Source organism: Tolypothrix campylonemoides VB511288_2 (genome assembly GCF_045999855.1).
Classification (GTDB): Bacteria; Cyanobacteriota; Cyanobacteriia; order Cyanobacteriales; family Nostocaceae; genus Scytonema; species Scytonema bouteillei_A.
The window spans coordinates 20,372-32,652 of sequence record NZ_JBFPMW010000026.1 but is presented as its reverse complement, the minus strand read 5'-3'; the positions used below and the strand labels follow the sequence as shown (position 1 = coordinate 32,652).

Genomic DNA, 12,281 nt, shown 5'->3' with positions numbered 1-12,281 from the left:
AAGAGCGATCGCACCACGTCCCTATACCCATACATCCAAAAACCAAAAAAAGACCAAGACGTAGCAGACCCCGCTAGAAAGCGATTTAAGGACGATAGCGGGGTTTTGCAGTACTTATCACAGTAATCAATCCAAGGCAGTTGTAGAGCGTTGTAGGTAGCAATCCAGCTATAGAAGCCACAATCAAGCCATAGCAAGGGTCAATGCAGTCTCCAGGCAAGTATCAAGCAATTAACAGCCTGAGACTGCCCGATTATATTTGTCTACGATAACCAGTAGGAGTAGTAATTATATAAGCGAACCGTAGACGGATTCAAAAACCGTAGACGGATTTGAAAACCGTAGACGAGTTATTTTATTTAAACTGCCAAATTAAATTTAATTTTTTAACTGAAAACCTCACTAAAAATTAAATTCTGTATCAATCCAATACAAAATGAGGCTATTTATTCCTAAAAATCAAATAATTAGTCTAATTAAAATTTAAATTAGCCCAGTTAAAATTAAATTCTGTATCAAACTAATACAAAATGATTTTAATTAAATTTAAATTGCCAAGTTTAAATTTAATTGCTGAAGTTTTAAAACTCAATTTGAAAATCGTAGCGCGGATCGCGCTAAAATCGTGCGGCAAGTTGGCGCTAAGCATAAATACTCAGTGACTCTCAAGGAATGCGATAAGCTGGGTACAGCTTGCGCTTTGCGATCGTCCTGGGCTGGCAACAAATTTTCAACTCTCCACAAGTCCTTCATTTTGTAACTGTAATTTGAATAGTATGAACCGCCAATACAGGCGATTTATTTATGTGTAACTTCTAAATTTAAAACTTTCAGTTCAAAGCCTAACTAACTACTGGGATATACCCATCTTCTTTCTAAAATCCTTCATTTGATGCTCTGTGATAGCAGAGCATTTTTTGTTTGCGATCGTAGCTAAAATCGTGCGGCAAGTTGGCGTTAAGCATAAATACTCAGTGTTTCTCAGGTAGGGCGATCGTCCTGGGCTTGCGGCAAAATCAGCGTAAGTATTTATGCTCAATAGTTCTGTTGTCATGACGGGCAATTACTTAAAGTTCTTACAATTAGAAAAGCTAAATGTTTGACTAGTTTTGACTAGTTTAACTAAGCAAAAATACTCATAGGGAGAAGTGAACACGGTGGACGCTGTGAGGTTGGGAGTAGGGGACGGGGGATTGGGAGTAGGGGAGTGTGTTGGTGCGATCGCATTCATCCACGGACTACTAATCGATAGCTTGTCCAGAGATAAACCTTAGCTGAGGTCGTGCGGCTATCTATCTCAGTACTAGTGAATTTACTTGTCTAGGGATGTACCTAAGTGTGCTAACTTGTCCAGTGATATTTAGAGGGTTAGTCTATAGATGAACGGCTTCACCACTGCCACTTAGAGGGTTGGTACATAGATAAATGGACTTACCTGCTGCTGTCTAAAGGGTTAGTCCATTGATATACCATCTTGTCCTGACATGATTGCGGATGTCTGCGGCTCCTTATGATTAGACAAGCCACTAATCTAGGGATAAATACGGGATATCTGCAAGCACTATGTCAGTACAAGTCTTTAGTCTGTAAATGACTAGAGGGTTTGTAAAGACATAATGAATAAATGCACATACGCTCAAGTCCATAGATACCTTACTACCAATCTTTGTTCTCATGAGAACAAAGATTGGTAGTAAGGTATCTATGGACTTGAGCGTATGTGCATTTATTCATTATGTCTTTACAAACCCTCTAGTCATTTACAGACTAAAGACTTGTACTGACATAGTGCTTGCAGATATCCCGTATTTATCCCTAGATTAGTGGCTTGTCTAATCATAAGGAGCCGCAGACATCCGCAATCATGTCAGGACAAGATGGTATATCAATGGACTAACCCTTTAGACAGCAGCAGGTAAGTCCATTTATCTATGTACCAACCCTCTAAGTGGCAGTGGTGAAGCCGTTCATCTATAGACTAACCCTCTAAATATCACTGGACAAGTTAGCACACTTAGGTACATCCCTAGACAAGTAAATTCACTAGTACTGAGATAGATAGCCGCACGACCTCAGCTAAGGTTTATCTCTGGACAAGCTATCGATTAGTAGTCCGTGGATGAATGCGATCGCACCAACACACTCCCCTACTCCCAATCCCCCGTCCCCTACTCCCAACCTCACAGCGTCCACCGTGTTCACTTCTCCCTATGAGTATTTTTGCTTAGTTAAACTAGTCAAAACTAGTCAAACATTTAGCTTTTCTAATTGTAAGAACTTTAAGTAATTGCCCGTCATGACAACAGAACTATTGAGCATAAATACTTACGCTGATTTTGCCGCAAGCCCAGGACGATCGCCCTACCTGAGAAACACTGAGTATTTATGCTTAACGCCAACTTGCCGCACGATTTTAGCTACGATCGCAAACAAAAAATGCTCTGCTATCACAGAGCATCAAATGAAGGATTTTAGAAAGAAGATGGGTATATCCCAGTAGTTAGTTAGGCTTTGAACTGAAAGTTTTAAATTTAGAAGTTACACATAAATAAATCGCCTGTATTGGCGGTTCATACTATTCAAATTACAGTTACAAAATGAAGGACTTGTGGAGAGTTGAAAATTTGTTGCCAGCCCAGGACGATCGCAAAGCGCAAGCTGTACCCAGCTTATCGCATTCCTTGAGAGTCACTGAGTATTTATGCTTAGCGCCAACTTGCCGCACGATTTTAGCGCGATCCGCGCTACGATTTTCAAATTGAGTTTTAAAACTTCAGCAATTAAATTTAAACTTGGCAATTTAAATTTAATTAAAATCATTTTGTATTAGTTTGATACAGAATTTAATTTTAACTGGGCTAATTTAAATTTTAATTAGACTAATTATTTGATTTTTAGGAATAAATAGCCTCATTTTGTATTGGATTGATACAGAATTTAATTTTTAGTGAGGTTTTCAGTTAAAAAATTAAATTTAATTTGGCAGTTTAAATAAAATAACTCGTCTACGGTTTTCAAATCCGTCTACGGTTTTTGAATCCGTCTACGGTTCGCTTATATAATTACTACTCCTACTGGTTATCGTAGACAAATATAATCGGGCAGTCTCAGGCTGTTAATTGCTTGATACTTGCCTGGAGACTGCATTGACCCTTGCTATGGCTTGATTGTGGCTTCTATAGCTGGATTGCTACCTACAACGCTCTACAACTGCCTTGGATTGATTACTGTGATAAGTACTGCAAAACCCCGCTATCGTCCTTAAATCGCTTTCTAGCGGGGTCTGCTACGTCTTGGTCTTTTTTTGGTTTTTGGATGTATGGGTATAGGGACGTGGTGCGATCGCTCTTTAGGGCGCAAGCAACGCTATCGCTCTTGGGCTAGGGGTATGGGTTGGTGCGGGGAGTGGGTTGGTGTGGTGTGTTACTTAGCTTAAATCAACTAATGCACTGTGTTTTAAGATAGCTGGAATACAACTGAACAACATTCTTTCATTGTCTTTATCGTCTTTAGGGTATATGTCTTGTCTATAGCTACAGTGTTAACTTTGTAATAATCTTTTATTTTTTATGTAGAAATTAACTGATATAAACTAACGGCTAAAAAGGAGGTGTAGTGTGAGAAGTTTAACTCAACTCGTTATTAGTACACTTATTTGTGTAACTTGGTCATCATCAGCAACAGCCGCATTAATTTCGCTTGATGACTCTAGGTTTGGAGTTGGCTCAATTACTCGTGATACCAATACTGGACTTGATTGGCTAGATGTTCCCCTCTCAGAAGGTCGTAGATTTGTTGACGTGGTTGGACAATTTGGTTTAGGTGGTGATTTTGAAGGGTTTCGCCATGCCAGTGTAGCTGAATGGCGCACTTTCATTATTAATGCAGGTATTCCAAATACTGATGTGATAGTAACGGGTGATGTTACAGCGTTTACAAATTTAACCAGTTTGGTAAGAGCGACAGGATTTCAATCAGTTTTTCCAGAGACTTTTGGTTTCCTGAATGATTCTCCTTATTCACCACTTCGTAGATCTGGTTATCTGGATTACTTTCCTGGTGATGTTCCACCAAATTATATAGCAAGGACTGTAGTAAACCTTAACGAAACTGTAGAATTTCGCACAGTAGGTCATTGGCTTGTTCGTCGTGTTCCTACATCTATTCCTGAACCTAGTGTGATTGCAGGTCTAGGTATTTTGGGTTTAGGGTTATTGGTTCAGAAGAATTTATCAAAGCAATGACCTGTAATAGTCATAGCTGAGCTATTATCTGCCCTTGTATAAATATCTCCTATGTAGGGTCAATAGTGTTTCAATGGCTGTAGTGAGGTATAAATATTTAACAAAACATCCAATCTCGGTTGTTGTAAGTTGGGGAGTTGAGTGTGGGATGTGGTTTTTAAATTTTGTATTTTAATGTAAAGGCACTTCAATAATTTCTGCAAAATTCAGATAGTTTCGGATGAGCACTATCAATAGATTTTAGAAATAAAAGAAGAACGATATAATTATATCGTTCTTCTTTAAGGTGTTACTATAATTATGTTTGATTCAGTCTAAATTTTGAGATCTGTAAATAAGGTTTAAACAAAAACAGCATTGTCTAGAGCAAATGTAGCAACAGTTATGTAAGGATGGGGATCGTCGTTTTCAAAAACAGCGATAAGATCGTTATTGTAATACAAGTTATTTCCAGATACTGAATAACTAGATCTACTGCCGTTTAAGACAATCCGATCGTAATATAGATTGGAATTACTTGTTTCAAAACCTATAATTCTGGCATAGTCGTTACCTCCTCCACCAAGATAATAAACATTATTAGAGTCTCCTAATATAAAAGCGTCTTCTTTAGCATCCAATTTTTCACCTCCCAATCCACCACCTGTTAATGAATCAATCTCTCCAAACCCTGGATTGCTGCTATTAGGATCGACACCTGTTAACCTGTCGTTTAGTGAGTCTCCAACTAGCGTATCGTTACCTGCTCCACCAATAAGAATGTCAATTCCATTATTACCATAAAGGGTATCATCCCCATCTCCACCGTATAAATCGTCTTCTCCCCAACCACCACTTAATTCATCGTTACCATTTCCACCATATAATTCATCATTACCATCATTACCATTAAGAATATCATTGCCATCTCCACCATATAAATCGTCTTTTCCCCAACCACCACGTAATTGATCGTTACCATTTCCACCATCTAAATAATCATCACCATCACTACCATCTAAATAGTCATTTCCATCTTCACCATATAATTCATCATCACCCCAACGACCATCTAGATCATCATCACCAGTTCCGCCATATAGCTTGTCATCTTTCCGACCACTTTTTAACGTATCATTACCACCTAAACCATACATCGTCCATTCACGACCACGTTTGAATATGCTAACAGATTCATTATCATTTCCTTCAGTACCAGTATAAGTTGCCATATATTTTTCCTAGTTTTGGTTGTTCCATTAGGTATTACATCAATCGATACGAATAGAACTTTTGTTTATGCAAACTTATTCGTAACTGGAGTTTAGGCTAAGAGCCAAAAAATAACCGAAATCCCGCTATGGTAAGGTTCCGATGTAAAAATAAGAGATGTAAAAGCTAGGTAGTAAATATTGGCACTGCTAGAAATAGTTAACTATCCCCTATGGATAGGGCATAGTGGGGATAGTGGGGACGGGTTTATTTGTCTATCGGGGTGATTTCGCCAGTTTCTTCTGTTTGGAATCCGCCTTCAATTAATACATGGGTGTAAGCTTTACGTCCATCTTTAACTCTTACCTTATACCCTGGGTTAGCTTTAAGAATTTCGTAAATTTCGAGTGTTGGCGTGTCCAAAGGAATCACTTTGATTAGTGTTGCTTTAGGTAACGACGGCTTAGCAGTTGTTTGTTTTGCAGGTTCTACAGTAGTTTCGATTGATTCTACTAAGGTTTCTTGGTTATTGGTCGGTACTACTGGTTGGCTAACAGCTGCTAAATTAACTTCCTTTACTTCAGTTATGGAAACTTCACTTTTAATATCCCGACCAGTGCCACGGTGATCGTAGGGTGACAGTTGGTGCTTTATGTTGTGGTCGCTAATCATCAATTTGTATTGCTCAAATACCTGTTTAATTAACGGAATTTTTGAGCCTGTGAGAAGGTTAATAGCAGCAGGACTAACAAACCATTTTTGAGATTTCTCAGTAGCGTTATCATTGTGGCTTATGAGTGCTTGAATAGCTCGTTTAGCCAATTCCTCAGCCCGTCCTGGTAAAGTGCGTAGTTTTTTGTTATTTAGCAGTTCTTCAGTAGAAATGCTTTCTAAATCATTTACTTGCGTTGCTTTGCCTACAAGAGTTTTACCGTATACCTTACAGGCTTGTTTAATAAAGTCAGCTAGGCTCATTCCAGAGTGGTTGAGAGCATCTTGGACGATCGCATGAGTTTCGGTATCTAGATTTAAATTTTCGATAGTCATATTTTCTATTGTTAGTATTTGTTGTTCGGGTTGTTTTGCTTGTTGATCTAGTGGGGGCAGTCCTTCAACATAAGTTTTTCTAGCTGTGTCCCCTACTATCTCCCAACGGTCAGTATTAGAAGTTAAGTACCATAATGCCAAGTGTTCATAGCGCGGTGTTTGTCCTTTGCCCTGTATGGTGTGGTAGTACCCAGGTAAAGGTTTGTCACTATCGGGAAAAGCTTCTTTAATAGCTTTACGGGCATTGGATAAACCGCGACTGCTAAAAGTGCTTGGGTTAGGAATTTTGTCTTTTAATTCGTTCCAAGCCTCAACTGTCAATGCTTTGATAACTTTTTCATCAGAAATGCCTTTAAGCTTAGACGCTAGTTGAGACCCGATTTTTGAGGCGGTTAACTGCTGTGACATAATTGAGATACCATTTACAGCGATCTATATTTTTAGACTAACCCTCTAGTCTATTAAATGTCAAGAGGGTTAATCTAGGGATTTTTTAAAGTTTTGTGATTGATCCTGCCTTGATTTCGTATCGCTTATAAGCATTGATGGTCGATTCATCGTCATCCCCTAAAATGTCCTTCGCATAATCGGTAAAGTCGTACTTATCAACTGTTGGGTCATTTTCAACGCAAGCCCGTAAGTAAGCCGCACGGAACTTGTGATAAGTCCGATCGCTCTCTGGGAAAATATCCCATTGCTTAGCGTGTTGGTTGAGAGTTTTTGACCAACGACGGTTCACCAGTTCAGGGTCAGCATCTCTCTCAATCCTTTTCCCATGCTTATCCAACCAATCCAAGCCAGCACAGACTAAATCAGCAGGCAGTAGAGTTGGGATATAGAATGTTACGTTACGTAAGGGAATTAATTTAGTGCCTACTTTCACTTTTCTGGACTTACCTTTACACTGTCCTCTAAAAGTTATTTCATACTCCTCAGAATATTCAAAAGTAGCTGCTAGCTGTATCTCAGCCATTCGTCTACCAGTGGCTAACGCTAAACTACAGCTAACGTTTAACCAATCGGTCGTTTCTAATTCGTTGTTTGCTGCTTTGGTAAGAATTTCTTTAGCAAACTGTAGGGAGTTGGTTAAGTCGATTTCGATTCGATTTTCTTTTTGTCTTCTGGTATTAACTTTTTCTCGATATTCTATATTTTGAGCTTCTTTATACTCTCGGAACAAATAACTTAAAGCGTTCCCAAAATGCGAAATGATAGTTTTTACTGGGTTAATCAAAGCAGGGTCTTTTAACTCAGTTTTTGCTGCTGTATTGAGAGCTTTCTTTAATGCTGTGATTTGTCTCAAGCAAGTCCCATACTTCTTAATCTCACCAGTATCAGGGTAAGTAGCTTTAAGTAAAGCACTCTCGCGCATAGCTAATTGTTCCCATCCCGGTTTATCCCCTACTCCCTTCTTACGTTGGTTAAGTTTGTATGGTGCTAGAGCTTCAAAGATAGGAAGTAAGTACTTCACTCTTGTGTCAATATAGCTGTTCTCAAAGTCATCTTTAATGCCATTCATAGTCATATTTTGTATCTTTAAATCCACCATAACACAGTAAATAAGGAATAATTAGACTAGTCTAGTACAGCAAATAAAAAGATTCAGCCTGGGAACAAAAGCACACCCTAGCCTAATCTTTAAAGTCGGTTTTACTGATAGTTTGATAGTTGTTGATTAACGGTCATTGGGTATTGCTGATAGGGGTAGGGGAGAACAACTCCCCCAGCTATTACCTAACCCTTCAAGAATTGGTCGATTTCAGATTGTGTGACACCGATATCAGAGAGAGCTTTTTCCAAATGTGGACGCTTACGGCGATTGATATCAATACCCATAGAGGATGCCAATCGCTTAATTTGCACCCAAGTCAAGCCTGAAAAATCAAGTTCGGGTTGGCTTTCGCCTTCCTCCCCGACTTTCTCTTGCAAGCGTTCTTCGGGGTCTTGGCAGTCGTCTTCCTCAACAACTACAGCTGTGGTTTCAAGGGTGGTGTTTTCAGTTTCAACTACCGGATTAGCTTTGTAATAGCTGTCGATGTCTTCATCAATTTCCGTCCAGCTATCGGATGGTGCAACTTCGGGCTGTGGATCGGTGTCGATGCTGGCATTGAGAGCTAAAACTTCACCTTGAAAGATTTGAGCGATCGCATCCTTAAACGTAGCAACATCATTAGGGCTAACTGACTCAATCATCTGTAATGCTGTACGGATTTGAGTCAAGGCACTTTCAGCAGCCTTAGAAGCTGACTGGACGGCTTGCTGATGAGCTTGTAGACTGGCAACTTCGTTTTGCAAACGAATAATTTCAGCCTGTAAAACATCGATTTGAACTTGGGTTTGGTTGAAGGTTGTAGCGAGCAACATTTGAAAATCTCCTAAATTCTGTGGTGGATTGAAGCGAACAAGAGACTTGAAGCGGTGGTTTGAAGCGGTTTTTGTCTCTCATGCATTCAATATACCACGTACACGTGAACTTACAAGGTATAATTGTATAAAAGTTTCAGATGATACCTGTGAGTTTTGATAAGTAAATATTATTAAAATAACACGTGTACGTGATATGATAGAGAAAAGGGAGAGAACTATATATGAAGTACCAAAATACTGGACTGGGAACCACTGACAAGCAACAACCAATATCAGTAAAGTATCCGCCTAAAGTTGACGCTATCCTTCGCAACCTACCAAAAAGAAGTGACAAGATTAGGCAATGGGTACTTGAAGGTATGAGACGCGAAGGATTGTTGAAGGAGTAAACGCGATCAATTCAAGAGGAAATAGAAACATGGCAGTCTGCTTAATTCTTGACATTTCTCTACAAAATTATGAAAAAGGTACGCTCAAGTTAACATTTAATAGAATCCCTAATATTGGTGAAAAAATAGCTTTTTCTAATTGGAATATGATTGTGAAAGATGTTATACATCATCCTTCCCGTTTTAAAATCAATCCAGACGAAGAAGGAGAAGTTAATAATGAGTATGATGCCACACTTTATATAGAATTCATAAATTCTACTCCAACGGTGTGAGGATAAAGATGTGACTCAGTCAATTGCTCAGCTATCGCTTTTAAACTCACTACCATCTCAACATTTTTAGTCACTATTTAAATTCTTCTAAAATTTGGTTGAAACTTTTGGCGATCGTACTTGGGAATATCTTATCTACTAACACTTAGTCACTTTAGTTAAGACCGTTTTTGGGTTTGACCATAGGAATTGGCAAAGTGTTGGCGTAGTAGGTCATGCATAAATCGATAGCCCCCACCAACTCTTTGTAGGAATAGGCGATTGGTGCAGTAGTCGAGAAATTTGGCATAGTTCCAAGGTGTGTAACCGTTAGACCAGAGAATTACACGCAAAATGAAATGTTTAATAGCAGGTGTTCCACTTTTAATTATTCCAATAAGTAGTCCAGCAGACAATCCTCTCCATAAGCAACTAATTAAAATTTCGTTAAAATTGGAATTTGGTATATTAGATTCAATTTTGCATTTGTTTTTTGTAATTATATGTATTATTAGACATATTAATTTAGGTATGTTTGTTTCAATCAGAAATATTAATAATGAAGCCGATAAGCAAGTTACTATAGATATAATTATAGTATTAATAACTGATTGTTTAATTCCTTGATTAGGAATAGTTTTATTTTCTAATTCTATGCCATAAAATCCATTCGTCAGCCCTAACACCCCTCCTACTAACCCACAATACAGCCCATTCTGCAGCCTATTAATAGACAGATCAGTAAAAGGCTGCCAGAAAAACAGCCCGAAAAGCAGCCCATTATACAGCCATTTTCTCAGTCCAATAAAAGACTTATTAAGAGAAAATTTGAGTTTTTCAACGGGTTGAATTTCACCAGAAATCAGCCCATTTATCAACCCGAAAATTGCCTCATTCATCAGCCAATTTATCAACCCTAAAAACACCCCATTTCTCAGCCAATTTATTAGCCCAAAAATCAGCCCATTTCTCAGCCCATTTATTAGCCCAAAAATCAGCCCAAAAATCATCCCACTTCTCAGCCCATTTATCAGCTCAAAAATCAGCCCATATCTCAGCCCATTTATCAACCCGAAAATCAGCGCATATATAACTCCAAATACTATTACGTTATAAACAAGTTTTTGAAATTTATTGCTCAACCAATCAGGCTGCATTCTTTCAATAAAAAACTCAGTTGAATTATCCTCAATTAACTGATGTGCCAAGCAACCTAACCAGTGTTTAGTATCTTCTTCTTTGGGCTGTTTTTCTTTATAAGGACGTTTTAGCATCCTCTCAATATAAATCTCAAACAAATAAGTCAAACGGTCTTCATCAGACTGAAAGTTTTGCCATTTTTGTATTGATATTTTTTGAGCCGAAAGTACAATAATATTTAAGAAAAGTTGTGTTTGGGCTAATTGCTTTAAATTAGCATCTTGACTAATACTATTCCACAATTGTAAGTTATTCGTACTTTGGAAATATTGGTAAATCTGTTGATATGTAAAAAACTGTAATTCTAGTGAGTTATTTAATTGAAGCAAAGCTTTATATTGTTGATATGCTTGTATTCGGCTACAAACGATTGCAGGATTAGTCCAATTGCTGGGATGTAAAAACTCATTGATTTTGATAACGCACTTTTCTTGACGTTCTGCTGCTAGTTCATCCAAACCATCTAGCAACGGGATAATTTCTTGATTATCTACTAACTGTTTACCAATATCTTTTCTTACCCCATATTTATCTTTTAGTTGGTCAACTAGCCAATTTTTGATACTGTGACTATCGTCCTTCCAAGAAGATAAAGAAAAAAGTACAGGGATCGGATGTGCAAAGTCATCTTCAGCCCGGTTTACTAGTTCCTCAGCTAACTTAAGGAGCATAGTAGTTTTTCCAACACCAGGCTCACCCAAAATCAATAATCTACCATCAATCTCCGGCTGGTCATAAATTGTGGTTATTTCCGTATTGGTTAAATGAACTTTCGGTTTTGAGCCTACTTTTACCTCACTCGCCCAAGGTAATTCAATTTGCTCTGGATTTTGGTTTGTATCTTGGACAATATAAATTCGATTATGCAAAGACTGCTCTAATCGTGAGGTAACTTCAGTACTGACTTGCTTTAACAGTAGTTGTTGTACACGGTTTCTGGGATTTAGCGATTGAGTACTATCGCTTCGTCCAAGGAACAAATTCCCGATATTCCAGATATCGCCGCCTATGCGCCCAGCATTAACCTTCTCAGCATTAATGAACCCGCCGCCAAACTGGGAATCGCGTAAGTCATTGTTAGTGACCTTTTCAGCTTCTTTGGGGTCTTCTGGCTCAGGCATACGCTAATCTGGGCGTTCTTGGTTGTCTGTATTATAAATGTCTCCTCCTCTATTTGCTTTGATTCCGAGTGGGGTCTCTTTTACAGTTTGTAACAAAGTAACGAGTGTAGTACGCTGCTATCCCTTGGTGTGCGGTTGTTTTAGTGCGATGTCGTCATAATTATATTTCCCGACATCTGACCCCACAGGTGACAGCATAGCCAAGCTTGAAGCCGCACCTAACACTTGTTCAGACGATACCTCTAGGTACTTTTGCAACTGCTCTAAGTTCCGATGTCCTGATATCTCTTGAATCACCCGTAACGGTATGCCAGCATTGCTCATTTGAGTTAGATAATGTCAACTAAGTTAGGGCTTTTTGTTTGTAATAAAAAGAACCGTTTAATATATGTTAAAGGTTGCTATGGTGTAAAATGTACTTTTTGGTAACAATTTACCAGTATTTGTACTTATTTCATTGAGAAAAAC

General features: G+C 38.4%; 13 protein-coding genes and 1 pseudogene. 5 read left to right on the top strand and 9 right to left on the bottom strand.

The window, feature by feature from the left end; all coding sequences use genetic code 11:
* On the bottom strand, positions 1-197 hold a 197-nt coding region (locus AB0756_RS39790), incomplete at its 3' end, for a hypothetical protein (RefSeq protein WP_408104060.1).
* A gap of 653 nt (positions 198-850) precedes the next feature.
* On the bottom strand, positions 851-1,054 hold the full coding sequence (locus AB0756_RS39785; RefSeq protein WP_408037859.1) for a hypothetical protein: 204 nt from the start codon (positions 1,052-1,054) through the stop codon (positions 851-853).
* Between the two features lie 94 nt (positions 1,055-1,148).
* Here AB0756_RS39785 and AB0756_RS39780 point away from each other — a divergent pair, with 94 nt between their 5' ends.
* Complete coding sequence (locus tag AB0756_RS39780) at positions 1,149-1,274, top strand: hypothetical protein (RefSeq protein ID WP_408037857.1); 126 nt, start codon at positions 1,149-1,151, stop codon at positions 1,272-1,274.
* 802 nt (positions 1,275-2,076) lie between these two features.
* On the opposite strand, the gene AB0756_RS39775 is transcribed toward AB0756_RS39780, so the two are convergent.
* The gene (locus AB0756_RS39775) at positions 2,077-2,202 is read right to left on the bottom strand and encodes a hypothetical protein (RefSeq protein ID WP_408037857.1); all 126 of its coding nucleotides are present in this window, start codon (positions 2,200-2,202) and stop codon (positions 2,077-2,079) included.
* 94 nt (positions 2,203-2,296) lie between these two features.
* On the opposite strand from AB0756_RS39775, the gene AB0756_RS39770 reads away from it, so the two are divergent.
* Positions 2,297-2,500, top strand: a complete 204-nt coding sequence (locus tag AB0756_RS39770) for a hypothetical protein (protein WP_408037859.1) — start codon at positions 2,297-2,299, stop codon at positions 2,498-2,500.
* A 1,117-nt stretch (positions 2,501-3,617) separates the two neighbouring features.
* Positions 3,618-4,244 (top strand): PEP-CTERM sorting domain-containing protein, encoded by a 627-nt coding sequence (locus AB0756_RS39765; RefSeq protein ID WP_038089353.1) that lies wholly within the window; start codon positions 3,618-3,620, stop codon positions 4,242-4,244.
* Positions 4,245-4,585: 341 nt separating this feature from the next.
* Here the strand turns inward: AB0756_RS39765 and AB0756_RS39760 are convergent, their stop codons facing one another.
* The 4 genes from AB0756_RS39760 to AB0756_RS39745 form a co-directional block, all read right to left on the bottom strand.
* Positions 4,586-5,455 carry a calcium-binding protein gene (locus tag AB0756_RS39760; RefSeq protein WP_408104059.1) on the bottom strand — a complete coding sequence of 290 codons (870 nt, stop codon included), beginning with the start codon at positions 5,453-5,455 and terminating at the stop codon, positions 4,586-4,588.
* A gap of 247 nt (positions 5,456-5,702) precedes the next feature.
* On the bottom strand, positions 5,703-6,890 hold the full coding sequence (locus AB0756_RS39755) for a hypothetical protein (protein ID WP_408104058.1): 1,188 nt from the start codon (positions 6,888-6,890) through the stop codon (positions 5,703-5,705).
* A gap of 85 nt (positions 6,891-6,975) precedes the next feature.
* Positions 6,976-8,001 (bottom strand): protelomerase family protein, encoded by a 1,026-nt coding sequence (locus AB0756_RS39750; protein ID WP_408037892.1) that lies wholly within the window; start codon positions 7,999-8,001, stop codon positions 6,976-6,978.
* Positions 8,002-8,216: 215 nt separating this feature from the next.
* Positions 8,217-8,846 carry a hypothetical protein gene (locus AB0756_RS39745; protein ID WP_408104057.1) on the bottom strand — a complete coding sequence of 210 codons (630 nt, stop codon included), beginning with the start codon at positions 8,844-8,846 and terminating at the stop codon, positions 8,217-8,219.
* A gap of 224 nt (positions 8,847-9,070) precedes the next feature.
* Here AB0756_RS39745 and AB0756_RS39740 point away from each other — a divergent pair, with 224 nt between their 5' ends.
* Together AB0756_RS39740 and AB0756_RS39735 are read left to right on the top strand one after the other, a co-directional pair.
* Positions 9,071-9,238, top strand: a complete 168-nt coding sequence (locus tag AB0756_RS39740) for a hypothetical protein (protein WP_153021503.1) — start codon at positions 9,071-9,073, stop codon at positions 9,236-9,238.
* 29 nt (positions 9,239-9,267) lie between these two features.
* Complete coding sequence (locus AB0756_RS39735) at positions 9,268-9,513, top strand: hypothetical protein (RefSeq protein ID WP_038083117.1); 246 nt, start codon at positions 9,268-9,270, stop codon at positions 9,511-9,513.
* A gap of 158 nt (positions 9,514-9,671) precedes the next feature.
* Here the strand turns inward: AB0756_RS39735 and AB0756_RS39730 are convergent, their stop codons facing one another.
* Both AB0756_RS39730 and AB0756_RS39725 read right to left on the bottom strand, forming a co-directional pair.
* Entirely contained in the window at positions 9,672-11,813 is a 2,142-nt protein-coding gene (locus AB0756_RS39730; protein WP_038083119.1) for an NACHT domain-containing protein, read from the bottom strand.
* 117 nt (positions 11,814-11,930) lie between these two features.
* Positions 11,931-12,146, bottom strand: a pseudogene (locus tag AB0756_RS39725) (tyrosine-type recombinase/integrase); the annotation flags it as partial.
* Positions 12,147-12,281 lie beyond the last annotated feature (135 nt).